Annotated in this window: 20 protein-coding genes; 4 read left to right on the top strand and 16 right to left on the bottom strand. The window is 70.8% G+C overall.

Features of this window, described 5'->3' with window-relative positions; all coding sequences use genetic code 11:
• Positions 1 to 827 precede the first annotated feature (827 nt).
• The 8 genes from CLV67_RS28365 to glgX all read right to left on the bottom strand — a co-directional run bounded on the left by CLV67_RS28365 (position 828) and on the right by glgX (position 13,026).
• Entirely contained in the window at positions 828 to 3,386 is a 2,559-nt protein-coding gene (locus CLV67_RS28365) for a putative bifunctional diguanylate cyclase/phosphodiesterase (RefSeq protein WP_239166601.1), read from the bottom strand.
• A gap of 45 nt (positions 3,387 to 3,431) precedes the next feature.
• On the bottom strand, positions 3,432 to 4,154 hold the full coding sequence (locus CLV67_RS28360; RefSeq protein WP_106323680.1) for a PP2C family protein-serine/threonine phosphatase: 723 nt from the start codon (positions 4,152 to 4,154) through the stop codon (positions 3,432 to 3,434).
• 81 nt (positions 4,155 to 4,235) lie between these two features.
• On the bottom strand, positions 4,236 to 5,291 hold the full coding sequence (locus CLV67_RS28355; RefSeq protein ID WP_239166600.1) for a hypothetical protein: 1,056 nt from the start codon (positions 5,289 to 5,291) through the stop codon (positions 4,236 to 4,238).
• Positions 5,288 to 6,475 (bottom strand): transporter substrate-binding domain-containing protein, encoded by a 1,188-nt coding sequence (locus CLV67_RS28350; protein ID WP_239166599.1) that lies wholly within the window; start codon positions 6,473 to 6,475, stop codon positions 5,288 to 5,290. Before CLV67_RS28350 ends, CLV67_RS28355 begins: the two co-directional genes overlap by 4 nt.
• A gap of 46 nt (positions 6,476 to 6,521) precedes the next feature.
• Positions 6,522 to 6,779: a membrane protein insertion efficiency factor YidD gene (yidD, locus tag CLV67_RS28345; RefSeq protein WP_239166598.1), complete on the bottom strand. Its 258-nt coding sequence runs from the start codon at positions 6,777 to 6,779 to the stop codon at positions 6,522 to 6,524.
• A gap of 147 nt (positions 6,780 to 6,926) precedes the next feature.
• Positions 6,927 to 8,651 carry a malto-oligosyltrehalose trehalohydrolase gene (treZ, locus tag CLV67_RS28340; protein WP_106323678.1) on the bottom strand — a complete coding sequence of 575 codons (1,725 nt, stop codon included), beginning with the start codon at positions 8,649 to 8,651 and terminating at the stop codon, positions 6,927 to 6,929.
• The gene (gene treY, locus CLV67_RS28335) at positions 8,648 to 10,915 is read right to left on the bottom strand and encodes a malto-oligosyltrehalose synthase (RefSeq protein ID WP_106323676.1); all 2,268 of its coding nucleotides are present in this window, start codon (positions 10,913 to 10,915) and stop codon (positions 8,648 to 8,650) included. Before treY ends, treZ begins: the two co-directional genes overlap by 4 nt.
• Positions 10,915 to 13,026, bottom strand: coding sequence for a glycogen debranching protein GlgX (gene glgX, locus CLV67_RS28330; RefSeq protein ID WP_106323674.1), 2,112 nt, complete (start codon positions 13,024 to 13,026; stop codon positions 10,915 to 10,917). The genes treY and glgX overlap by 1 nt, the downstream gene beginning before the upstream one ends.
• Positions 13,027 to 13,234: 208 nt before the next feature.
• On the opposite strand from glgX, the gene CLV67_RS28325 reads away from it, so the two are divergent.
• Together CLV67_RS28325 and CLV67_RS28320 are read left to right on the top strand one after the other, a co-directional pair.
• A complete protein-coding gene (locus CLV67_RS28325) occupies positions 13,235 to 15,148 on the top strand; it encodes an amylo-alpha-1,6-glucosidase (protein ID WP_106323672.1) in 1,914 nt (637 codons plus the stop codon).
• Positions 15,145 to 16,407, top strand: coding sequence for a glycosyltransferase family 4 protein (locus tag CLV67_RS28320; protein WP_106323670.1), 1,263 nt, complete (start codon positions 15,145 to 15,147; stop codon positions 16,405 to 16,407). Before CLV67_RS28325 ends, CLV67_RS28320 begins: the two co-directional genes overlap by 4 nt.
• A 128-nt stretch (positions 16,408 to 16,535) precedes the next feature.
• Here CLV67_RS28320 and CLV67_RS28315 read toward each other — a convergent pair whose 3' ends face one another.
• The 5 genes from CLV67_RS28315 to CLV67_RS28295 are packed head-to-tail and all read right to left on the bottom strand — an operon-like array spanning position 16,536 to position 20,543.
• Complete coding sequence (locus CLV67_RS28315) at positions 16,536 to 17,441, bottom strand: ketopantoate reductase family protein (protein ID WP_106323668.1); 906 nt, start codon at positions 17,439 to 17,441, stop codon at positions 16,536 to 16,538.
• On the bottom strand, positions 17,438 to 17,701 hold the full coding sequence (locus CLV67_RS28310; RefSeq protein ID WP_106323666.1) for a UBP-type zinc finger domain-containing protein: 264 nt from the start codon (positions 17,699 to 17,701) through the stop codon (positions 17,438 to 17,440). The genes CLV67_RS28315 and CLV67_RS28310 overlap by 4 nt, the downstream gene beginning before the upstream one ends.
• Positions 17,698 to 19,272, bottom strand: coding sequence for a Na+/H+ antiporter (locus tag CLV67_RS28305; protein ID WP_106323664.1), 1,575 nt, complete (start codon positions 19,270 to 19,272; stop codon positions 17,698 to 17,700). Before CLV67_RS28305 ends, CLV67_RS28310 begins: the two co-directional genes overlap by 4 nt.
• A gap of 34 nt (positions 19,273 to 19,306) precedes the next feature.
• Complete coding sequence (locus tag CLV67_RS28300; RefSeq protein WP_106323662.1) at positions 19,307 to 19,906, bottom strand: fibronectin type III domain-containing protein; 600 nt, start codon at positions 19,904 to 19,906, stop codon at positions 19,307 to 19,309.
• 31 nt (positions 19,907 to 19,937) lie between these two features.
• Positions 19,938 to 20,543 (bottom strand): EcsC family protein, encoded by a 606-nt coding sequence (locus CLV67_RS28295; RefSeq protein WP_106323660.1) that lies wholly within the window; start codon positions 20,541 to 20,543, stop codon positions 19,938 to 19,940.
• Between the two features lie 224 nt (positions 20,544 to 20,767).
• On the opposite strand from CLV67_RS28295, the gene CLV67_RS28290 reads away from it, so the two are divergent.
• Positions 20,768 to 21,673: a proteasome assembly chaperone family protein gene (locus CLV67_RS28290; RefSeq protein WP_106323728.1), complete on the top strand. Its 906-nt coding sequence runs from the start codon at positions 20,768 to 20,770 to the stop codon at positions 21,671 to 21,673.
• Positions 21,674 to 21,732: 59 nt separating this feature from the next.
• The gene (locus CLV67_RS28285; RefSeq protein WP_106323658.1) at positions 21,733 to 22,605 is read left to right on the top strand and encodes a hypothetical protein; all 873 of its coding nucleotides are present in this window, start codon (positions 21,733 to 21,735) and stop codon (positions 22,603 to 22,605) included.
• Here CLV67_RS28285 and CLV67_RS28280 read toward each other — a convergent pair.
• Genes CLV67_RS28280 through CLV67_RS28270 form a run of 3 tightly spaced genes read right to left on the bottom strand, consistent with a single transcriptional unit; the run spans position 22,595 to position 24,849 of the window.
• A complete protein-coding gene (locus CLV67_RS28280; RefSeq protein ID WP_106323656.1) occupies positions 22,595 to 23,338 on the bottom strand; it encodes an alpha/beta hydrolase in 744 nt (247 codons plus the stop codon). The genes CLV67_RS28285 and CLV67_RS28280 overlap by 11 nt on opposite strands.
• Before the next feature lie 15 nt (positions 23,339 to 23,353).
• Complete coding sequence (locus tag CLV67_RS28275; RefSeq protein ID WP_203737404.1) at positions 23,354 to 24,106, bottom strand: class I SAM-dependent methyltransferase; 753 nt, start codon at positions 24,104 to 24,106, stop codon at positions 23,354 to 23,356.
• Between the two features lie 17 nt (positions 24,107 to 24,123).
• Positions 24,124 to 24,849, bottom strand: coding sequence for a nucleotidyltransferase domain-containing protein (locus CLV67_RS28270; protein WP_106323652.1), 726 nt, complete (start codon positions 24,847 to 24,849; stop codon positions 24,124 to 24,126).
• Positions 24,850 to 24,939 lie beyond the last annotated feature (90 nt).

Here is a 24,939-nt window from a genome sequence, read left to right as displayed (position 1 = left end):
ACCCCGATTCCTGCACACCTACAATCACCACCGCCACCACACCGCCATCGGCGGACCACCCGCCAACCGCGTTCCCAACCTCTCTGGGCAGAACATCTAGCGAGCTTCCGGTCAGACGTCTCCCCCCAACCCCACAAGATCTGCACCACAATGGGCGGGCTGGTGGGGTCGATGGGCCTGTGGGCGGGGCGGCTGACGGACCGGTGGGCGAGCTGGCGGACCGGTGGGCGAGCGGCTACTCCAGACACCTTTTACGGTCAGGGTCTGGTTGGGGCTGGTGGGGACAGTCCTGTCCCGGGCCGCTTGATCGCCCAGCCGCGCCCGGCGAACCCTTCCCCCGGCCGCCTGATCGCCCAGCCGCGCCCGGCGAACCCTTCCTTGGGCTGTTGATCGCCCAGCCATGGGCGGCGAACCCTTCCCCAGGCCGCCTGATCGCCCAGCCGTGCCCGGTGAACCCTTCCCCGGGCCAGAGGCAGCGATATCCCGGAGCCCGGCTCCGAAAACGGCCGCAGTTGATCGTCCAGCACCCGTCAGCGGTGGTAACCAACCCCACGCGACCCCGGAGCCCACGACGGCAACGCCGGGCCATCAGCCGACCGAACGCCACCACGGCTCAGACGGATGCGGCTGACGGGCCGGCAACCCCGACCGCGAAAGCTCTCTAGCGGGGCCAGGTAAACGGGGCCGCTGAACGAGGCAACGATCGAGCCGACGGACGGATGAAAGGCCAGCGAGCAGGGCAGCAAGCAAGCCGACGGACGGATGAAAGGCCGACGGGCGGGACAGCGAGCGAGCCGGCGGACGGGGCGGTGGCGGGTTGGGACCGGTCAGAGGGCGGAATCGTTCGGACGGGGCAGCGGCGCCGGGGCCCCGTAGAGGTAGCCCTGACCCAGCGGACACCCCAGGGCGGCCATCGCCCCGGCCCGCTCCTCGGTCTCCAAGCCCTCGGCGACCACGATGATGCCCAGTTCGGCGCAGATGGCCAGCACCGACCGGCACAGAGCGCCGGCCCGGTCCGGGGAGGCGTCCACGTTGGTCAGGCTGGAGTCGAGTTTGACGATGTCGACCGGGATGGCGTGCAGCTGCGCCAAGGCGTTGAAGCCGCTGCCGAAGTCATCCAGAGCCACCCGTACGCCAAGGGCCCGCAGCCTCTCCACCAGACCGGCCGCGGAGGGCAGGTCCGGGATGCGCAGCGTCTCGGTGATCTCGATGATCAGGCGGGCCGGTTCGAGCCGGTGGCGGGTCAGCGCGGCGCGGACGGCGTCCTCCAGGCCCTGCCCAGCCAGGCGGCCCGCGGAGACGTTGACGTGCACGTCGATCGGCCGGCCGTGGCGCTCGGCCAGCTTCGCGGCGTCGGCGCAGGCACGGTCCAGGACGAAGTCGTCGATGGCCGCGACCAGGCCGGTGCGCTCGGCCATCGTCACGAAGACGTCCGGGTGGACGGGGCCGGCGACCGGGTCGGTCCAGCGGGCCAGGGCCTCGACGGCCACGGTCGCGCCGTCGCTGAGCCGGACGATCGGCTGGTAGTGCACGTCGAAGCCGGCCGACGCGGGGCTGCCGCCGGACAGCGCGCCGGCGAGCAGTTGCGGCAGGTCGGCGTTCGGGCCGGAGTCGCGTGGCCCGGTGTAGCGGATCAGCTCGCCCTTGCCGCGGCGCTTCACCGCGTACATGGCGGCGTCGGCCCGGCGCAGCAGCAGATCGGCGGTGAGCTCGTCGCCGGGTTCCGCGATGACCAGGCCGATGCTGGCGCCGACACCGACCGAGCGGCCGTCGATCATGTAGGGCTCGCGCAGGGTGGCGAGCACCCGCTGCCCGATGGCCTCGGCCTCGGCGGCCCACAGCGGGTCGAAACCGCTGACGGCGGCCCCGGTGGGGGACACCGGGTCAAGCGGTGGGAAGGAGCCGGACGCCCCGGAGGAGAGGTCCGGCGAGGAGAGGCCCGGCGAGACGGTGAGGCCGGCCGGCTCGCTGACGTCCCATGAGGGTGACACCGTGGCACCGCCGGCGAAGGCCGCCTCGGACACCCGTACACCCGCGGCCGACAGCACGTACCGCCTCTGCCGGAGCCCGCCCTCCGCGCCGCGCCGCCACGGCTTCCGGCGCCGGGGCGCCGGAACGGCGACCCCGCCCTGGTCCAGCACGATGGCGAACTCGTCGCCGCCGAGCCGGGCCACCAGGTCCTGGGACCGGACGCCGGCGCGCATCCGCTCGCCGACGGCCTGCAGCACCCGGTCGCCGATGGCGTGCCCGAACGTGTCGTTGATCAGCTTGAAGTCGTCGAGGTCGGCGAAGAGTACGGCAACCGGCGTGCCGCGCTTCTGGTGGGCCTCGATGGCCAGCATCAGCCGCTCCCGGAACAGTGCCCGGTTGGCGAGCCCGGTCAGCGGATCGTGGTACGCCTGGTGGTGCAGCCGTCGCTGGGCGGTGGCGACCCGGTCGAAGAGGACCGTGTTGTCGACGATGGTGATCATCTGCCGGGTGACGACGAGAGCCAGGCCGAGCCAGCCGAGGTACGCCTCGAACGGGGTGAGCCCGCCCTCGGCGACCGTCCGGACCACGAGCACCACCCCGGTGACCAGCACCGGGCCGTACGGCAGGAGGAGCCGGAACCAGTCCCGTTCGAGCACCTCGGGGTCGGGCTGCTGCGGGGTGGGCCGGGACGGGCTGAGCGCCGCCATGGCGATGAACGCGGGACCGAGCAGGTGGCCGAGTCCTTCGAGCCAGGCCGGGCCGGTGCCGAGAAGCCGTACGGTGTCGGCGACGCCGAAGCAGAGCAGCGCCGATCCGACGAGCCGCAGCGGGCGCCGCCCGGCCGGGGAGTCGGGCCGGGTGGTGAGCAGCAGCGTCACCATGGTGAACAGGACCAGGTCGCCGATCAGGTAGATCAGGTTGAAGACGGTGAGGCCGCGGAACGCGGGCGCGACCGGCAGCAGCGACCAGGCCAGCGCTACGACCGAGCCGGTGATGAGCACGCTGTCGATGACGAGGGCGAGCTGGTCACGCAGCGGCGACGTGGGCACCGGGCGGGGCCGGGAGTGCACGGCGCCGAGCAGGCCGACCAGCATGCAGACGGGCAGCACGATCAGTCCCGCGTCGAGGAGCCGCTGCGGCGGGACGTGGCCGGCGCCGGTCAGGTCCTGGACCACCCACCAGAGCCGGTTCAGCGACCAGACCACGAGCCCGCAGGCGGAGAGCAGCCGCCAGCGGCGCTGTGTGCCGGCCCGGTCGCGGCCCACGGTCAGGCAGACGGTGGCCGCGATGACACCGGCGATCAGTTGCGCCGTGTCGGTGTAGAGGCGGGGCGTGCCGAGGACGAGTTCGCCGAAGGCGGCCACACCAAGGGTGAGCGCCAGCGTGCCGAGCAGTCGCGCCGTCGTGATCACCACCAGAGTCCGGGCCGCGGGACATCGCGGCCGGAGTAAAATACCCGCTCAGTCCCCTGCGGTCACGTCGGCGACGATCACCGTGATGTTGTCGGGGCCACCGCCGCGCAGTGCGAGATCGATGAGCCTCTCCGCGCAGGACTTCGGGTCCGCGATGGTCCGCAGCTCCTCTTCGAGGACCGGGTCGGCCACGACACCGGTGAGTCCGTCGCTGCAGAGCAGCCAGCGGTCGCCTCGCTGCGGCTCCACGATGACGTAGGCCGGGGTGACGGGCTCACCCTGCAGGACCCGGGTGACGACGGCCCGGCGCGGGTGCGCGGCCGCCTCCTCGGGCTTGATCAGACCCTGGTCGACGAGCATCTGGACGTACGTGTCGTCCTTGGTGAGCTGGTTGAGCCGGCCGTCGCGCAGCAGGTAGGCCCGGGAGTCACCGACGTGGGCCATCGCGGCCCGCTCGCCGTTGAAGAGCACCGCCGTCAGCGTGGTGCCCATACCGGCCAGGGATGGGTCGGTGGCGACCATCTCGGCGATGCGGCCGTTGGCGATCTCGAGTGCCCGGTGCAGGGCGTCCATCTGGTTCTCGGTGGCGATCCAAATGTCGAGCGAGACCATGGCTTCGATGGCGATCCGGCTGGCCAGATCGCCGGCGGCCATGCCGCCCATGCCGTCCGCGACGACGAGGAGCTGGTCACCGGCGAAGTGACTGTCCTCGTTGTTGCTGCGGACGTGTCCTTGGTCGGTGACGGCCGCCCACCGGAGGTGCAAGGTCATGGCGTGCAGCCTGCCAGGTCGGCGCCAGCCTGTCTGCACGTGGTGGGCGGCATGTCGCACATGTCGTCGAGGAAAATCGCCTTAACCCCGGTTCAGCGGCCGGCCGAGGCACCGCGGATCGATTTCGGTCACCGTACGTGTCGGCGCGATCCATTCCAGTGCCGGCGCCTCGACGGGCCACCCGCGGACGGTCAGGCCGCTCTCCGGGTCACCGGCTGCCTGCGGGCAGAGGGTCTTCGACCTGACCTCGCCATTGGGGATGAAGGTGACCGCACCGGTGGCCTCCAGCATCGTGGTGGAGGTGTCGTCGACGGCGATCAACTGGCCGCGGACCACCCGGATCGGTTCGCCCTCGGTAACCACCTCGATGGCGCTGTCCGGAAGGACGGGAGCGCGCAGGAAGACGACGCCGACCATGAACGGGATGGCGAAGGCGACCGCGACGGCCGGCCAGTGGGTCGCGATCCGGGCCCAGCGCTCCGGTACCGGGCCGGTGAGCACCGGCCCGAACAGTGGCGGCAGGGCCAGCAGGGCGGCGGTCGCGTAGTCACCGGCCCGGATCGCGGCGACCACTCCCGGCCATACGAAGATCCACACGATGATCGCGACGATGATCGGCACCCCGAGCGTGATCCACCGCATCAGCCACGCCTCGCCCGGCTCGCCCTGCACCGCGGTCAGCCCGAGGATGGCCACGACCAGCATCATCAGCAGCGGAAGCATGCGCAGCTGCCAGGTGAACGCGGCGATCCCGACCGCGATCACCACGACCCAGCCGGGCATCCGGAACGCGGCGACGGCCAGGAACGAGGTCGCGGTGTGCCCCGGTGAACTGACCAGCGCGATACCGCCGAGGACCCGGACCAGCAGGATGGCGGCGGGCACGGTCCAGCTCAGGGTGATGAACAGCGCGCCGACCATGCCGAGCGGGTTGATGTACTGCACGAGCAGCAGCATCGTGGGCAGGTCCTGACGGCTCAGGTACCACAGCCGCAGCACGAGCAGCAGCAGTGGGAAACCGGGCAGCACGGCTAGCAGCCAGTTGAGCTCGGCGCGGTAGCCGGGCCGGGCCAGGGCGCGTTGTTCCTTGCTGACCGCACCGGTCCGGATCAGTTGATCATCGGCGGGGAGGCTCATCTCAGCGGATCCTCCCAGGGCTGCCAGCCGATGTCCGGAGGACGCTGGATCGGCGGCTGCTGACCGACCGCGATCGGGGTCTCCTTCACCGGGTCGATCTCCGACTGCAGATTCTTCTCGTACGCCTTCTCCCAGCGGTCGTCCTCGGGATCGGCGTAGGAGCGGTAGAGCGTGAGGTTGACGAGCTTCTCCAGCGCCGGGTTCTCACCCACGTTGACGCCCCACCGTTCGTTGGACTCCAGGCCCAGGTCCCAGTGCTCGTACTTGGCCGGAAACTTGTGCTTCCAGCCGGCCAGGATCGCGGCATCGGTACTGACCGCCTCGACCTGGCCGTTGTCCATCGCCTCGAAGCACTCCCGCACCCGGTTCTTCTGGGTCACGATCGCGCCGACCTTGGACAGCGCACTCTGGCTCGTCGACGTGGAGAGGCTGCAGACCTGCTTGCCCTTGAGGTCGTTCAGGGCGACGACCGGCGCGTGGTCCTTGAAGGTGATCACCGACTGCTCGGTGTAGAGGTACGGCTCGGAGAAGTGAACGCCGGCCTCCTTCCGCTCCTCGGTGATGCTGTAGCTGGCGATCACCAGCTGGACCGGCACGCGTTTCTTCGTGGCCGGGTCGGTGGCCTGCATCCGGGCACGGTCCTCGCTCTCCAGCCCGTAGAAGCGCACGTCGTCGCGCCGGAAGCCCAGGTCTGCAGCGATCATGTACGCAATGTCGATGTCGAACCCGGACCAGGTCTTCGTGCCCGGGTCGTAGTACGCCGTCCCGTACTGGTCGTCCTTGACGCCGATGGAAAGCACGTCCCAGTCGTCGACGTGAGCCTCGGCGCGCAGCTCGGCGACCGACGGCGGCCCGCCGATCAGGAGCCGGCCCAGCGAGATCGCCAGGACGAGGACGATGAGCAGGCCCAGCCCGGCGAGCCGCCACACCTTGAACCGGTTGTCCCGCCGGGTGATCGCCGCGTGCTCGGCCTCGGCCCGGGCCTGCTCGATGACCGCCTGCTGGACGAGGTCGTTCGAGGCGATCTCCTCGACTGTCGGGGGCGGGAGCGGCGGCTGCGGCGGCACCGCGGCCTGGAAGCGGCGGAGCAGAGCCATCTGCTGCTGCAACAGCCGCCACAGACCACGGTCGTCCGTCTCCGGTGGCGGCTGTTGCTTCTCGTCACCGTTGTCGGTGTCGGCCATGAAAGGCGTCCCTTCGTCCCCAGACGAGTCATGGTGCACGACATCGTCAGGGAACGGGATCCCCGGTCCCGAAAGGGACACCGGGACGGCATCGGGCGAGCCGCGCGGCGGTCAGCCGGAGCCCCTTGCGGAGACCGTGCCGCTCGATCGCGATCAGCGCATACGCACTGCAGGTCGGCTGGTAACGGCACCTCGTCGGCAGTTTCGGCGACACCTTGCGATAGCCACGGATGGCGCCGGTCACCGCTCGTTCGGCACGGCCGCTGCCGGGCGTACGGCTGAGCGCCGCGAACAACCGCAACACCAGGCTCAGCGAGAAACAGTCACATCCCGGTATGTCGCAATCGCAGCTCGGCGTACACGCGTCAAGCCACGAGTGCGAGGAGTCGCTCTTTTTCTTCTTCCGTGATTTCCGCACGCTCACGATCACATGATGGCGGAGGCACGCACGTCAGCGGACCGAGACGACCGCCGCGCTCTCCGGCGGCAGCACGAGCCGGTCCCGTTCGACGATCACGCCCGGTTCGGTGGCCAGGAGCACCGCCCTGGGCAGGGCCCGCACGCTGACGGTCTGGGCCGTACCGGCCAGGTTGGCGACGACCACACACGGACCCCGCCGGATCACGACGTGCTGGTCGCCGTGCCACACCTCGACCTCGTGCAGCCACGGGTCGGTGAGGCCGGGGGTGTTCCGGCGCAGCGCGATGAGCCGGCGGTGCAGGTCGAGCATCTCGGCGTGGCCGGGTTTGCCCAGCTCGGACCAGTCGAGCTTGGAGCGCTCGAAGGTGGCCGGGTCCTGCGGGTCGGGCACGTCGGACTCGGCCCACCCGTGTGAGGCGAACTCCCTGCGCCGCCCGTTCTTCACGGCGTCGGCCAGGTCGGGTTCCGGGTGCGAGGTGAAGTACTGCCAGGGGCTGCTGGCCGCCCACTCCTCACCCATGAAGAGCATCGGCGTGAACGGCGAGGTGAGCAGCAGGGTGGCGCCGACCCTGAGCAGCCCGGGCGACAGGGTGGCGGTGAGCCGGTCGCCGACGGCCCGGTTGCCGATCTGGTCGTGGTTCTGCAGGAACGTGACGAACCGGTGGCCGGGGGTGCGCTGCCGGTCGACCGGGCGGCCGTGCCGGCGGCCGCGGAACGACGACCAGGTGCCGGCGTGGAAGAACGCGCCCGACAGAACCGTGGCCAGGCAGTCCAGCGAGCCGAAGTCGCCGTAGTAGCCCTGCCGCTCCCCGGTGAGCAGGGTGTGCAGGGCGTGGTGGACGTCGTCGTCCCATTGGGCGTGCAGGCCGTACCCGCCGGCCTCGCGAGGGGTGATCAGCTTGGGGTCGTTGAGGTCGGACTCGGCGATCAGCGACAGCGGGCGGCGCAGCCGCGTGGAGAGCGTCTCGACCTCGACGGCCATCTGTTCGAGCAGGTGGACGGCGCCCTCGTCGTGCAGGGCGTGCACGGCGTCGAGGCGCAGGCCGTCGACGTGGTAGTCGCGCAGCCACATCAGCACACTGTCGACGATGTAGCGCCGCACCTGCTCCGAGCCGGGTCCGTCCAGGTTGACCGCGCTGCCCCAGGCGTTGCTGCCGCTGCTGAGGTAGGGCGCGAACATCGGCGCGTACGCCCCGCTCGGCCCGAAGTGGTTGTAGACCACGTCGAGCACCACGCCGAGGCCCTTGGCGTGCGCGGCGTCGACGAACCGCTTGAGGCCGTCGGGACCGCCGTAGGCCTCGTGCGGCGCGAACCAGCAGACCCCGTCGTAACCCCAGTTGTAGGTGCCGTTGAACGCGTTCACCGGCAGGAGCTCGACCAGGTCGACGCCGAGGTCCACCAGGTGGTCGAGCCGGTCGATCGCCGCGTCGAACGTGCCCTCGGGCGTGAACGTACCGATGTGCAGCTCGTAGAGGACCGAGCCCGGCAGCTGCCGCCCGGTCCAGCCCTGATCGGTCCAGGCGAAGGCCGAGTGGTCGTAGACCCGGCTCGGGCCGTGCACGCCGTCCGGCTGCCACGGCGAGCGCGGGTCCGGCAGCGGTTTCTCCTGGCCGGGCAGCAGGAAGCCGTAGTCGACGGCGTCGGACGCGACGTCGGCGTGCCACCAGCCGTCCTCGCCGGGCTCCATCTCGTAGTCGCGGTCACCCAGGCGGAGTTTGACGGGCTTGTCCGGCGCCCAGACCGAGAAGGTAGTCATTCTTTCACCAGGAGAGCGACGGGATAGGTGTGCAGCAGCTCAGCGACCGTCAGACGATTCCCACCGTAGCTGGTGTTCGTGAACACTTCCGTCCAACTGTGTCCGTCCAGTGACAGCGTGGTGTCTCCCCAGCCGCCGTGGCGTGACAATCCCACCGGCAGCCGTGTGGCGACGGCCACCACGCCGCCGCGGTCGAAGGCGAGGACGTGCTCGGGGACCCGGCCGTCGGCGTAGACGGGGCGGTATCCGGCGAACAGCTCCGGCCGTTCCCGGCGCAGGCGCAGGATCCGGCTGGTGACCAGCAGCTTGGCGGCGCCGGTCTGGTCGACCGGGGGCAGCCATCCGTCGTCGAGGCGTCCGAGCAGCTCACGGCGGGTGCCGAAGTCGACCGGGCGGCGATTGTCCGGGTCGACCAGCGAGTAGTCCCACAGCTCGGTGCCCTGATAGACGTCCGGCACGCCCGGCATCGCCAGTTGCACCAGTTTCTGGCTGAGCGAGTTCGACCAGCCCGGCGGCGTGATCGAGGCGGCGAAGTCGGCGATCTCGCGGTGCAGGGCCGGGTCGTCGTAGATCCGGTCGACCATCTGCCGCAGCGCGGTCTCGAAACCTTCGTCGGGGCTGAGCCAGGACGTTCCGGTCCCCGCTTCCCGGGCGGCTTTCTGGGCGTACGCCTGAAGTCGTTCTCTGGAGATCGGCCATGCACCCACCGCGACCTGCCAGATGAGATGGGCCAGCGCCGGGTCCGGGAGCGGAGCGAACCGGGTCCATCGGCGCACCACCTCGGTCCAGTCGCCGGGAACCTCGGACAGGACCGCGAGCCGGGCCCGCACGTCCTCGCCGCGCTTGGTGTCGTGGGTGGCCAGCGACGTCATGGTGAACGGCCAGTCGAGGACCCGCTGCCCGGCGTAGTGGTGGAAGTCGTCGCTGGTGACGCCGAACTTGGCCGGGTCGTTGCCGACCTCGTTGCGCGCCACGAACCGGGTCCACCGGTAGAACGCGTTGTCCTCGACGCCCTTGGCCATCACGGCACCGGTGAACTGCTGGAACCGGATCGCGAGCTCGTCGCCGGGATTGCGCAGCCGGGCGGTGACCTGGTCTAGGACGGTGATCAGCTGCGGCCGCCGGCGGCCCGCCTCGGATCGGGCGATCGCCAGGTCACGGCTGCCGGCGGGCAGGTACGAACGGTAGACCGGGAAACAGGCGGCGAGCTCGGCCAATGCCTTCGGTGCGGCCTCGATCTCGGGTACGAGCCGCGCGAGCCGCCCCAGTTCGGCCGCGAGCACCTTCGTGGCGACGTGGAACTTCGCGTCGTGGACGAGGTCCTGCCAGGAGGTGGTGACGCCGGTCAGATGGTGGTCGAGGGTGTCGAAGAAGGTCTCCGTGCCGGTGTCCACGAAGACGCCGTTGACCTCGGCCATCGCGTCGTATCCGGTGGTTCCGGCGACCGGCCAGGCGGGGAGTCTCTCGCCCGGTTCGAGGATCTTCTCGACCACGATCCAGGCGTCCGGGGCGGCCTCGCGGAGCCGGTCGAAGTACTCGCCGGGGTCGCGCAGGCCGTCCGGGTGGTCGACCCGGATACCCTGCACGATTCCCTCGTTGTACCAGCGCAGGATCTCGGCGTGGGTGGCGGCGAAGACCTCCGGGTCCTCGACGCGCAGCCCGGCCAGATCGGTGATCGCGAAGAACCGCCGGTAGTTGATCTCGGAGTCGCCTCGGGTCCAGTTGACCAGCTCGTAGTGCTGCCGGTCGTGCACCTCGCGGGCGCTTCCCTCGCCGGTGCCGTCGGCGATCGGGTAACGCTTGTCGAAGTAGCGCAGCTCGCCGTCCTCGATCCGGAGGTCGTCCAGCGCGTCGGGGTCGTCGGCGAGGACCGGGATGAGGAGGCGTCCCCGGGACCAGTCGATGTCGTAGAAGCGCGCGGAGTCCGACTTCTGCCCGTTCTTCAGTACGTCCCACCAGCTCGGGTTGGTGTGCGCCACCCCCACTCCGGCGTGGTTGGGGACGATGTCCACGACCAGCCCGAGATTCGCGGACTTCAGGGCTCCGTTCAGCGCGTTCAGACCTTCCGGCCCACCGATCGCGGGACTGACCTCCGAGTGGTCCACCACGTCGTAACCGTGCTCGGAGTGTGGCGCCGCGGTCAGCAGCGGTGCCGAGTAGAGGTGGCTCACCCCGAGATCGGCCAGGTAGTCGGCGATCTCGGCGGTCGCGGCGAGCGGGAACTCGGGGCGGACCTGAACGCGGTACGTACTGCTCGGGTGCATCAGACCGTCCTGTCCAGCACGATTAGTGACCTGTCCGGTACCCAGATCTTGTGTCCGGCCTCGACGACGGACGGGCGATCCGGGGACGGTTCAGCCGTTTCGATGACCCGCTCCCACTTCTCGCCGTACTCGGCCGGAGGCGTGGAGAACTCGAGCGGCGCGTCGTGCGCGTTGAAGAACAGCAGGAACGAGCTGTCCACGTGCCGCTGGCCGTACTGGCCGCGCTCGCGGATGCCCTCGCCGTTGACGAACAGCGCGACCGCCCGGCCGAAGTCGTTGCCCCAGTCGTCACCGGCCATCGGCCGCCCGTCCGGGGTGAACCACTCCAGGTCGGGCAGCGGGTCGCCGCCGCCGCGAGCGGTGACCGGCAGGCCGGTGAAGAACCGGCGGCGCTGGAAGACCTGGTGGCGGTGGCGGAAAGCGGTCAGCTTGCGGGCGAACTCGAGCAACTGCTCGTCGGCGTTCTCCCAGTCGATCCAGGCGATCTCGTTGTCCTGGCAGTACGCGTTGTTGTTGCCCTGCTGGGTACGGCCCAGCTCGTCACCGTGCGAGATCATCGGCACGCCCTGGCTGAGCATCAGCGTGGCCAGGAAGTTGCGCCGCTGGCGGGCCCGCAGCTCGAGCACCTTCGGGTCGTTCGCCGGGCCCTCGATGCCGCAGTTCCAGGACCGGTTGTGGCTCTCGCCGTCCCGGTTCTCCTCACCGTTGGCGTCGTTGTGCTTGTCGTTGTAGCTGACCAGGTCGTTGAGCGTGAACCCGTCGTGTGCGGTCACGAAGTTGATCGAGTGGAAGGGCTTGCGGCCGTCGTCCTGGTAGAGGTCGGCGGAACCGGTGATCCGGGACGCGAACTCGGCCAGCGTCGCCGGCTCTCCGCGCCAGAAGTCGCGGACCGTATCCCGGTACTTGCCGTTCCACTCGGTCCAGTTCGGCGGGAAGTTGCCCACCTGGTAACCGCCCGGGCCGACGTCCCACGGCTCGGCGATGAGCTTCACCTGGCCGACCACCGGGTCCTGCTGAACCACCTCGAAGAACGTGCTCAGGCGGTCCACGTCGTAGAACTCGCGGGCCAGGGTGGAGGCGAGGTCGAAGCGGAAGCCGTCCACGTGCATCTCGGTCACCCAGTAACGCAGCGAGTCCATGATCAGCTGAAGGCTCTGCGGGCTGCGCACGTTCAGGCTGTTACCCGTACCCGTGTAATCCATGTAGAACTGCGGCTGATCGTCCACCAGCCGGTAGTAGGTCCGGTTGTCGATGCCCTTCAGCGACAGCGTCGGACCCAGGTGGTTGCCCTCGGCCGTGTGGTTGTAGACCACGTCGAGGATGACCTCCATGCCGGCCGCGTGCAGCGCCTTGACCATGCCCCGGAACTCCTGGGTCTGCTGGCCGAGCGTGCCGGTCGACGAATAGCCGTGGTACGGCGCGAAGAAGCTCAGCGTGTTGTAACCCCAGTAGTTGTGCAGGCCCAGGTCGTGCAGCCGGTTGTCGTGCACGAACGAGTGCACCGGCATCAGCTCGACCGCGGTGATGCCGAGGCTCTTCAGGTGCTCGATGATCGCCGGGTGGCCGATCGCCGAGTAGGTGCCGCGCATGTCCCGCGGGATCTCCGGGTGCCGCTGGGTCAGGCCCTTGACGTGAGTCTCGTAGATCACCGAGTGGTGGTACGGGATCTCCGGGCGGCGGTCGTTGCCCCAGTCGAAGTAGGGGTTCACCACCACGCCCTTGGGCATGTACCGGGCCGAGTCCAGATCCGACATCTGGTCCGGGTTGTTGAAGTCGTAGGCGTACAGCGACGGGTGCCAGTCGATGTCCGAGTCGACGGCCCGCGCGTACGGGTCGAGCAGGAGCTTGTGCGGGTTGCACCGGAGTCCCCGATGCGGTTCGTACGGTCCGTAGACGCGATAGCCGTACCGCTGCCCGGGCTCCACCCCCGGCAGGTACGCGTGCCAGACGAACGCGTCCTGTTCGTGGAGCAACACCTTCCGCTCGTTGCCGGACGGGTCGAACAGACACAGCTCGACCGCCTCGGCCACCTCGGAGAAGATCGCGAAGTTCGTGCCCGTCCCGTCGTAGGTGGCACCCAATGGATACCGGTGACCAGGCCAGACCTGCATACCGTGCTCCTACCCTTCGACCGTCCCTGTGATCGAGACCGGCGAGGATTCCGTATGCCCGTCCGTGGGACGGGCTAACCCCGCGCGGCCGCGTCAGCGGCCATTCTCGCGGACTTCACTGCTAACGTCGGCCCGACTGTCCGGTTAGCCGCTGATATCTCCCCGTCCGGGGGTTTAGCGTGTTCGCAAATGGAGCATTTGAGACATCGTGCCGCGTTGTGATCAGATCACCTTCGGTCCGCAGATCTGTGGCTCGCTCACCACCGACGCGGGCCGAGGGCGGGAGTGGCTGGTCACCGACGGACTCGGCGGATATGCCGGCGGTACGGTCAGCGGCCTGCGCACCCGGCGCGAGCACTCCCTGCTGACCGTCTTCGACCACGTGGCGCTGGCCTCGCTGGATCTGACCGTCACCCTGCCGTCCGGCGCCAAGGTCCCGCTCTACACGCACGAGTGGGCGTCCGGCTCGATCGAACCGGCCGGGCACCGCCACCTTCAGACGTTCACCCTCGATCAGGGGCTACCCCGCTGGCGGTGGCGGATCGGTGACGTCGTCGTCGAGCGCGAACTGGCGATGCGGCACGGCCACCCGTCGCTCGCCGTCGTCCACCGGGTGATCAGCGCGCCCGGCCCGGTCGGTCTCGCCGTCGCCGCGATGTGCACCTGGCGGACCGCACACACCACCCGGCGCGCCTCCGGGCCCGGCCTCGGCGTCGAACCCGTCTCCGGCGGTGTCGTCGTCGACGGTGCGTACCGCCTGCACGGTCCCGGCTGGCAACCGGCAGGCCTCTGGCACCTCGACGTCCGTACCGGCGCCCAGGTCGAGGACCTCTGGCATGCCGGCACCTTCTTCCGGCAGGCCGGTCCCGGCGGCACCCTGGAGATCTCGGCGTGGGCCGGCGCGCTCGGCGAAACCCCGCCGCCACCGCCGGTGGTCATCGCCGCGGAACGCGAGCGCGCCCACCGGCTGGTCACCCTTTCCAAGACGGAGGGGTACGCCGAGACGCTCGTCCTCGCCGCGGACAGGTTCATCGTCCGGACCGCGGACGGTCCCGACGTGGTGGCCGGATATCCGGGGCAGGGCCGCTGGACCGGCGACACGATGACCGCCTACGAGGGACTGTTCCTGGACACCGGCCGGGTCGACGAGGGCCGTGAGCTGCTGATCGCCCGGACCCGCGCGGCCGCACGGGAGACGCGGACACCGGACGGGCCGTGGCTGCGGCACGACGCGCTGGACGCTCCGCTGTGGCTGGTCCACGCGGTCGACCGGCACGTCTCCCGGACCGGCGACAGCGCCCTGGCCGCCAAGCTGGCCGCGCCGCTCGGCCGCCTGCTCCGGCATCAGATCGGCGGTTCCGGGCCGCTCAGCATCGACCCCGCCGACGGCCTGCTCCGGCTGTCCGGCCCGGCCGGATGGGACCCGTCGTCGCCAGGCGACCCGTGGCGGGCCGGATCGGACGGGCCCTGGGCACCCCGCGTCGGCAAACCGGTGGAGATCAACGCGCTCTGGGTCAACGCGCTCGCCGCGATCTGTGACCTGCTCGCCGAGGCCGGCCACGACGACGCCGAACCCCGTGCCCGGCACACCCTGGCTCAGGCATCGTTCACGTCCCGCTTCCCTGCCCCCGAGGGCTGGCTCTACGACGTGGTCGAGGGCCCGCCCGCGGCGTACCCGCTCGGCGCCGGCGCCCATCACGACGATCCGTCGCTCCGGCCGTACCAACTGCTCGCCTGGTCGCTGCCCCACGGGCCGATGCGCGGGCAGCCCGGCCGCGGTGTACGGGCGGCCGGGGAGGCGTTGCTCACCCCGCTCGGACCGCGGACCCTGGCCACCGGCGAGTACGGCTACCAGCCACACCGCCCGGCCGGCCTGGACATGGCATACCACCAGGGCCCCGTCTGGACCTGGCTGATCGGACCGTACGCGGACGCCTGCGCCGCCACCGGCCGTCCCCTCGAAGGCCTGCTCGACGCCCTCGACGCGCACCTGACCGAGTACGGCGTCGGCTCGATCTCCGAGACCGCCGACGGCGACGCCCCGCACCGGGCGACCGGCGTTCCGTTCTCAGCCCGTTCCGTCGCCGAGGTCCTACGAGTCAAACAGAGGTACCTGTCATGACCGACCGCAGCCGCATCCTGATGCTGAGCTGGGAGTACCCGCCGCTGCTCGTGGGCGGGCTCGGCCGGCACGTGCACGCGCTCGCCACCACGCTCGCGCAGGCCGGGCACGAGGTCACCGTCGTCACCAGGCACGCGCCGGGTGCCCTGCTGGAGGAGTACACCGAAGGCGTCCGGGTGATCCGGGCCCCCGACGACCCGCCCGCCTTCCCGGTAACCGGTGGGGATCTGCTGGCCTGGACCGTCGCGTTCAACCACACGCTCACCCGGGCCGCCCTGCGAGCCGCCCGGACCGGCGGGTTCGACGTGGTGCACGCCCACGACTGGCTGGTCGCGCACACCGCGGTCACGCTGCGCGAACACCTCGACGTTCCGCTGGTCGCCACGATCCACGCCACCGAGTCCGGCCGCCACCAGGGCTACCTGCCGGCCGCCCACAACCGCACCATCGACGACGTCGAACGCTGGCTGACCGGCGAGGCGGCGCGGGTGATCGTCTGCTCCGGCTACATGCGTGGGGAGGTCGGCCGGCTGTTCGACGTGCCGGCCGAGCGGGTCGACGTGGTCCGCAACGGTGTGGACGCGCTGCGGTGGCGGGCCCGTCCCCGAGCCGTCGCCGCCGCCCGCGCCTGCTACGCCGGGGACGGTCCGCTCGTCAGTTACGCCGGGCGGCTCGTGTACGAGAAGGGCGTGCAGGACCTGATCGCCGCCGTCCCACTGCTCCGCGAACACCGTCCGGGCCTGCGTGTCGTGATCGCCGGCGACGGACCGCACCGGCCCGAACTGGAGGCGCTCGCCGCCGGTGATCCCGCGATCACGTTCACCGGATTCCTCGGCGGGCACGAGCTGACCGCGCTGATGGGGGCCTCGGACTGCTACGTGGTGCCGAGCATCTACGAACCGTTCGGCATGGTCGCGCTGGAGGCCGCGGCCGCCGGCACCCCGGTCGCCGTCGCCGGCACCGGTGGCCTCGACGAGATCGTCGAGCACGGCGTCACCGGCGTGAAGTTCCCGTCAGCCGACCCGGGCGCCCTGGCCGAGGTGACCGGCTGGGTGCTCGACGATCGGGATTTCGCCCGGTCGCTGGCGCTGCGGGCCCGCGAGCGGGTCCGCGCCGACTTCGACTGGCCGGCCATCGCCGAGCAGACCGCCGCCGTCTACGACCGGGCCCGTGCCGCCGACGCCGGCCGGGTGGCCCGCGAGGCCGAGCACGTCCTGGCCCGCATCCCCTCCCCCAGCACGGCCCGCCCGGCCGGCTGAAGGATCAACCCTGGCTGTGTCATACCGCCACGAAGATCTCCACCGCATACGCGCGGCGGCCGCGCCGAGGCCCGGTGTGCCGCCTGTGTCGCGGGCCGCACAGACACGGTTCGCGTAGCCGTACCGGATCAGAGGTTTGCGGAATAGACCGCCAAGCCGGTGTGGGCGGCAGACAGCAACGGCACGCTGACCTCGTGTTTCGCCGCCTCGAGAACCATGTCGCCGACGATCGCGTCGCCCTCGACCGGCAGGCCCTGGACGAGGTCGCGGTACATCGACGAGGTGGCCGGTTCGGTGGTGGCGATGGTCGCCTCCAGCATGGCCGCCGCCTTGCCCTGGATCGGATGCCCCGCCGCGGCGGCCACCCCGGACGTCTCGGCGGCCAGCGCGTGCAGGAACTCCCGGCCGCCGGGCGCCTTGTTGATCGCCCCGATCGAGCCGCGCAACAGCGTCGTGGCCGCGCCGAGCGTCGCGAGCAGCACCCACTTGTCCCAGAGTTCCTGAACGATCGTGTGCGAGGCCCGGCTGTCGAAACCGGCGCCGATCAGGGCCTCGCTGACCGCGGGAAGACGCTCGTCGTCGCCGCCGTCGAGGGGCCCGAAGGCGAGCCGGTGCAGGCCGCTCATCTGGGCCACGTCACCGTCCTCGTCGAGCGTCGCGTGGATCATGCAGACGCCGCCCCAGGCCCGGTCCATACCGAACCGGCGAACCAGCGACTCGATGTGCCGGATGCCGTTGAGCAGCGGAATCACCACGGTCCGCGGCCCGGCCGCCGGGGCCGCGCCGGTGAGCGCGACCTCCAACGAGTAACTCTTCACGGCGAGCAGCACGATGTCGTAGTGGCCGTCGACCGCGGTGATCAACCGTGGCCGCAGCACCGTCTCGCCGTCCGGGCTCTTGATCCGCAGGCCCCGTTCGGCGAGGTGGGCGGCGCGCCCCGGCCGGACCAGGAACGTCACGTCCCGCCCGGCCTGGAGCAGGCGCCCGCCGAAGTAGCCACCGCTCGCGCCGGCGCCGACCACCAGGATCCTCATCCGAGCTGCTCGTCCTCGTAGCACCAGCGCCAGGTCTCGCCCGGCTCGAACGAGCGCATCACCGGATGCCCCTCGGCCCCGTGGTGCGCCGACATGTGCCGGGCCGGCGACGAGTCACAGCAGGCGACGAGACCGCAGCCCATGCAGAGGCGCAGGTGCACCCAGTTGTGGTTGCCGACGGCGTGACACTGCGGGCAGCCGTCCTCATAAGCGCTCAGCGGCGCCGGCTCGGTCGATTCTTTGAGATGCTGACAGATCAATCGTCACTCCGTTGCAGCTGGGTTTCTTCCAGGTCGAGTTCACGCTGGGCGCGGACGAGGACCTCCTCGGGGATCCGCCCCTCGTTGCGGGCGATCTTGAAGACGTGCCGTTCCGCTCTGATCATCTCGCGGCGCAGCCGGCCGTACGCGGCCGACGGGGTTTCCCGGTTCTGGTTGCCGAGGCGTTCCCAGGCGTTGTTGCCACGGCTCTCCACGAGGCCCCGCAGCCGCTCCACGACCGTCGGGGGTGCACCGTCGGCGTGCTCCTCCAGCGCCTCGAGTGCCGCCCGGCCGGCCGCGTGCTGGATGTTCGCCTCGGCCAGCGCGTCCTGGGCGCTGTTGTCCTCGCGGACGCCGAGACGGCGGGCCAGCCAGGGCAACGTCGTGCCCTGGACGAGCAGCGTCAGCACGATGATCGCGAACGCCACGAAGATCAGCAGGTCGCGCGGGTAGTCCGGGGCGCCGTCGACGCCGGGCGGTGGCAGGGTCTGCGCCGCGGCCAGCGTGACCACGCCGCGCATGCCGGCCCAGGCGATCACGGTCGGCACGGTGACCGGTGGTCGTGGCTCGCGGTTGCGGATCCGCGGGACGAGCCGGGCCAGGTAGGTCGCCGGATACATCCAGACGAACCGGATCGCCAGCAGCGCCCCGAACACCACCGCGGTGACCTGCACGGTGGTGGCCCAGCTGGTCTCGATGCCGCTGATGACATGGCGCATCTGCAGGCCGACCAGGAGGAAGACCACACCCTCGAGAAGGAAGTTGATCAGGCGCCAGACCGCGTCCATCTGCAGCCGTGAGGTGGGAGACAGCAGGTAGGGGATGCGATGACCGAGGTAGAGCCCGGCCACGACGACCGCCACCACGCTGGACGTGTGCAGCTTCTCCGCGACGATCACCACGACGAACGGGGTGAGCAACGCCACCGCGTCGTCGAGCAGCGGGTCCTCGATCTTCTTGTGCAGCCAGGCCGCTCCCACCGCGAACGCGAGACCGAGCAGCAGGCCACCGCCGGCCGTCTGCACGACCCGGACCGAGATGTCCATCCAGCCGATCGCCGCGCCGGTCAGCGCGCCGATCGCCACCCGGACCATGACCAGGGCGGTCGCGTCGTTGAGCAGGCTCTCGCCCTCGAGGATGGTCACCACCCGGCGGGGCAGCCCGACGCTTCGGGCGATCGCGGTCGCGGAGACCGCGTCCGGCGGCGCCACGATCGCGCCGAGGGCCACGCACGCGGCCAGCGGCACGGCGGGCAGCATCATGTGCACCAGGAAGCCCACCACCAGCGCGGTCAGCACCACGAGACCGACCGCGAGCAGCAGGATCGGCCGCAGCGCGAGCCGGAACGCGGGCACCGAGGTCTGCAGCGCGGCCACGTACAGCAGCGGCGGCAGGATCCCGATCAGGACCAGCTCGTGATCGAGGTGCGCCTCGGGGAACCCGGGCACGAAGGACAGCCCCAGCCCCGCGACGAGCAGCACCAGAGGCGCGACGAACCCCAGCCGGCGGGCGAGGGCCGCGCCGACGACGGCGATCGCCACCAGTACGACAGTGTCGACGATCGTCTCCATGCCGGGAAGCTTAGAGACTCGGAGTGACAGTCCCCTACGTGGTCCTTATTACGCCCGACCGGGCGACCGTCTGGGTGTAGGTGCCCTCCAGACTGAAGTTCGCCCGCTTCATCACCACGTCGACCGTGAAGATGTACGGCGTACCCGGCTCCAGCCCGGTGACGGTGGCGCTCACGTCACCGCACTTGTCCGGCACGCTCTGGGTCCACTCGGACTCCTTCTGCAGCCCGACCACGAGGTTCTGGCTCACCGCGGTGATCCGGTAGTCGACGATGTTGCCGCCGCCCGGGTGGTACCAGGTCACCACCGCGTCGGTGCTGCCGGGATCCACGGCCAGCCCGTTGATCGTCTTGATCCGCTGCATCGGCGTGCAGGTGCTGCTCGGCGTGGCGGCCGGCGGGACACTGCCGGTGGGCAGCGGCGGCAGCGTGATCGACGGGGTCGGTGCCGCCGTGCCGAACGTCACCTCCGGCGACGCGGTCGGGTTGCCCTCGTCCACCACGACCCAGTTGCGGCCGGTGCCGGCCGTCTCCTCCCCGCCCGCACTGGATGACGACGAGGAGGAACAGCCGGTCAGCAGCAGCGGTAGCACGACGGCGGACAGGGCGACGGCGGACTTCCGGAATCCCAGCACGTCTGGTGGATCGGGTCGCGGAAGCAGGATCTTAGGTCTTGCGGTAATGCTCCCGGGCCCGCTGCGCCAGATCCTTGGTGGCCGCCGAGTTCGCCCACGTGCCGAGGATGATGCCGGCGCCCGGGACCATCTTGGCGAAGACGCGCTTGGCGGCACGCACGCCGGCCATCTGAGCGAGCTTCAGACCGAGCTTCATGAGTACGCCGGCGAGCGGCCGCCCGGAGTCGCCGGTGAAGATCCGGCTGGCCCGTTCGCGACCGGCGGCGACCCCGAGGGCCGTCCGGGCGGTCTCCGCCACCTTGTGCACGCGCTGGAGCACGAGCAGGTCGGTGGCCCGTTCCTGGCCCGCCGGATCGGTGCCGTATGCCGCTGCCACGTGCAGCACCATGCGGGACTGGGTCCAGGCCAGCACGCCGACGTCGAGCACCGCGCCGGGCAGGCCGGCCGCGCCCGAGACGGCGCCGGAGACCCGGGCCAGGGTGGTGAAGTGCTTCACGGCCAGATTGGCCACGCCGTCCGGATCGAGCTCGGGGCGTTCCTCGCGGATCCGGGCGTGCCAGGCCGCTGCTTCCGGGCCGAGGCGGCGCACCGCTTCGAGCGCGAGGTGTTCGGGGGCGTACTGCGGGTCGGCCTTCATGCGGGCCCACAGCGTGCCGGGAGGGGCGGCGGTCTCTGCTGAGTCCTGTTGCTTCAAAGATCACTCCGAAGGGGCGGGGAAGTGGATCTGGAACCCATTGTGCGGGGTGCGTGCACGTCGCCGTCACGGAGCTCCGGTGCGCGATGATGGGAGGAAGCCGGAATTAACGCCGGCGGCCGGCTGTTACCGCCGGAGACAAGCCGCTTCGCATGGAGGTTCACAGCGTGCTCGACCCCCACGGGCTCTACGAGATGACCGGTGACCTGCCGGCTCTGGACAGCCCGGTGCTCGTCCAGGCGCTCACCGGATTCGTCGACGCGGGCAGCGCGATCCAGCTGGCCCGCGAGAATCTGCTGGAGAACCTGGAGAACGAGGTCGTCGCCACGTTCGACCTCGATCAACTGCTCGACTACCGTTCCCGGCGGCCCCCGATGATCTTCGTGGCCGACCACTTCGAGAGCTACGAGGAACCGCACCTCACCCTGCATCTGGTCAAGGACCAGCTGGGCACCCCGTTCCTGCTGCTCGCCGGGCCCGAGCCCGATCTGCAGTGGGAGCGGTTCATCGCCGCGGTGACCGGGCTGATCGACCGGCTCGGCGTCCGGGTCACGGTCGGTCTCAACGCCATCCCGATGGCCGTGCCGCACACCCGCCCGGTCGGTGTCACCGCGCACGCGACCGACAAGCGGCTGCTCGGCGACCACGAGCCGTGGCTGCAGCGGGTGCAGGTGCCGGCCAGCGTCGGCAACCTCCTCGAGTTCCGGCTCGGCAGGTCCGGCCGTGACGCCCTCGGGTATGCCGCGCACGTCCCGCACTACCTGGCACAGACCGCCTACCCGGCCGCCGCCGAGCTGCTGCTCGACTCGGTGTCGGCCAACACCGGCCTGGCCCTGCCGACCGGCGCGCTGCGCGAGTCGGCTAAGCAGGTCCGCGACGAGGTCGACAAGCAGGTCGCCGACGACGAGCAGGCCGGTCGCCTGGTCACCTCGCTGGAGGCGCAGTACGACGCGTTCCTCCGCGGCCGCCAGGGCAACCTGCTCGCCGACTCGGACTCCCCGCTGCCGACCGCCGAGGAGCTCGGCGCGGAGCTCGAGCGGTTCCTGGCCGAGCAGAGCCGCGACGACGGCTGACGGAACGAGGGGCCGGCCGGGCGCGTCCAAGCCGCATGATGCGACGGGGGACATGGATCGTGCCGGCCCTGCTTCTGGCCGGGTGCGCGACGGGACCGGCCGAATCCGGTGCGGCGCCGATGGACGAGACGGCACGGATGGTCGCGCAGGCCGAGGCCGCGCTGGAACGCTACGACCGGGCGGTGGCCGCGGCCGGTGGGACGCCGCGGTTCGTGCCGGTCGGTGACGTCACCGGGGTGACCGGCGACTTCGAAGGCGCCCTGGCGGACACCGCCAAGGCCGCACTCGGCAACGGACACCTGCTGATCACCGGCGCGATGCCCGATGCGCCGGCCGGTGACGGCGAGGTGGTCTGGCAGAACGGGGAACGGGAGAAGGTCGGCCTGCTCTCCGCCGAGGACGCGCTCGGCCGGATCACCGGCAACCGGACCGAGTGCCCGGAATGCGTCGATCTCGAGGTCACCGGCGCCCGCCTCGCAACCATGCGGGTGGAGACGACGCGTGGTCCGGCGACGGCCCCGGCCTGGGAATTCACCATCAAGGGCTCGGCTGTACGGGTGACGCGCCTCGCCGCCGACGGCTCCGGCACGGTGCGGGTCACGCCCCCGTCCTGGGATCCGGACAACAGCGTGGCGGGTCTGGCGATCAGCTCCGCCGCGGGTTCCCCGGACAGCCGGCAACTGACGGTCGGCTTCACCGGGTCACCACAGCCCGCCTCCGAGCCGTGCGGCATCGACTACACCGCCGAGGCGGTCGAGTCCGCATCCGCCGTCGTCGTCTACCTGATCGAGACACGTCACGCCGAGAACGAGGCCTGCACCGCCATCGGCTTCAACCGCACCGCCGTCGCCGAACTCGCCGCGCCGCTCGGCGAACGCGCCGTCCTCGACGTGACCCAGGGCCTGCCCGTCCCGGTCACGCTCACCTCTTGACCATCCACTCCAGCACCACCTGGATGTGCCGGTCCCAGAACTCCCAGGTGTGCTCGCCCGGCTCGAACGCCGCGTCCAGCCCGACCCCGGCGGTCGTGCACGCGGCCACGAACCGGCGGTTCTGCGCCACCAGGTGATCGTCGCGGCCGCAGCGCAGCATCAGCCGCGGCAGCGACGACGGCTCCGAGACTCGGACCAGGTGCATCAGATCCTCGTCGCCACCGGCGACGATCCGGTCGGCGAAGACCCTGGCGACCAGGGCACGGATGTGCGGCCGGCGATCATGTTCCTGGATGTACGCGAGATCGAGCGCCCCGGACAGCGTCGCCGCCGCAGCGAACCGCTCCGGCTCGCGCAACGCCCACTTCATCGCGCCGTAGCCGCCCATCGACAGCCCGGCCACGAAGGTGTCCTCCCTGCGCACGGACACCCGGAAGAACCGCCCGACGAGCTCCGGGAGCTCGGCCGACAGAAAATCCCAGAACCTCATGCCGTACGCCTCGTTGGCGTAGAAGCTGCGGTGCGCCTGCGGCATGACCACCGCGAGGCCCAGCTCCTCCGCGTACCGTTCGATCGAACTGAACCGGGTCCAGGCGGTGTCGTCGTCGGTCAGCCCGTGCAGCAGGTAGACGACCGGCGGCGGATCCACCGTGTCCCCTCCGGGCAGGATCACCGTCATCGAGGTGCCCATCTCCAGCGCCTCGGAATAGAAGTCACACCGGATCAGTGCCATGGTCACATTCTCCGTTCACCGGCCGCCGTCCGTGGCCGCGCCCGGCCCGAACGGCCGGAAGTCGTCGAAGGCCGGTTCCACCGGCTCGGCCGGGAGACGGACGGCGCGGCAGCGTGGCGTGCCCACGTCGCCACTGGCCGCGCGCATCAGCGCACCGGTCGTGGTGCCTTCGGCGACCCTGGTGCCGGCCGCGAACGCCTCCGGCAGGACCGTCCAGCCCAGGTTGCGCTCGAAGTAGCTCACCGCGGTGCGGATCGACGGCGCCCAGTCGTCGTCCAGGATGATCAGGCCACCCGGCTTGACGACCTTACGGAGGAAGTAGAGGTCGACGAACACCTCGTGGAATCGGTGACTGCCGTCGACGAACGCGGCGTCGGCGACCAGCCCTTCGGTCAGCAACCGGGGCAGGGCGAACGACGACGGCTCGCGGATCAGCTCGGCCACCTCGTGCAGGCCCGCCTCGGCGAGCAGATCCCAGCCCACGTCGTGGTAGGCGGAGTCCTGGAACGGATCGATCACCACGTGCCGCGGACCGCTCCGGTGCAGAACCGCCTCGCCGATCGCCAGCGCCGAACTGCCGTAGGCCAGCCCCACCTCGACGACCGTCCCGGCGCCCTCCGCGATCAGCAGGTCGCGCAGCAGGTCACAGTCGCGTTCCGGCAGGGTGACCGTCTCGAAGTCCAGCTCCGGCCCGCGGGTGCGGGGCGGCCCGTCCTGTGCCAGCCGGCGGCGGACGTCTCGTACCCGGTCAAGCCCTGTCGTCCCCATCCCGCCAGCATGCCGGGTCATTGAGCTCGTTTCGCGTAGGCGACGGTCCGGCGCGCGTCGCGCCAGGCGACCAGGGCCGTCCGGATCCGGGGTGAGACGACGGCCTCTCCCCGGCGCCGGGCGGCGAGCTGGGCGATCAGCCACTCCGGGGCGTGGGCGCGCTCGATGGCCCGCGTCTTGGTGAGCAACTCACCGTGCTCGAGCGCGTGGCGGCCCCTGGCCATCGATGTGAGGCCGAGGTCGGCGATGACCGGGTCCAGCCACAGCCACGGACGCCGCGCGGCCCAGGCCCAGTAGCCGGTCAGCTCGTCGCGGGCCGCAACCCGGACGTCGTCGTCGGAGACCGCGGGGAAGACGTCACCGGGCGCGCGCCCCCGGACCGCGAACCCGTGCCGGGCGAGTTCCGCTCTCGTGACCCCGGACAGGATCCGCTGCACGAGCTGCCCGTGTGTCCAGGTCGGGTGCCGCACCTCGACGTGCGGAACGGTCGCGCCGTCGACGTACACGCATCCGAGTTCGAGGCCCGCACCGGTCCCGCGGTCGAGCCGCCGGTGGATCGCCACGAGCTCGGCCTGCCGGCTCTCACCGACGGGCCCGTCGGTGAGGGCGACGAGGTCGAGGTCACTCACGCCGGGCAGGTAGTCACCGGTGGCCAGCGAGCCGGCGACCAGCAGATCGGTGACCCATCCGAGCCTCTCCAGCTCGTCACCGAGCTCCCGGACCACAGCGGGCGACATCGACATGGTGGCGAGTCTAGGGAGCACACGCACTCACCGGGTTGGATACGGTGGCCGTTCGGGGGAAGGGCGTGGTTGCGCGTGTCGGGTCATGGC

This window comes from Actinoplanes italicus, from assembly GCF_003001815.1.
Classification (GTDB): Bacteria; Actinomycetota; Actinomycetes; order Mycobacteriales; family Micromonosporaceae; genus Actinoplanes; species Actinoplanes italicus.
This window is presented reverse-complemented; position numbering and strand designations above follow the sequence as displayed.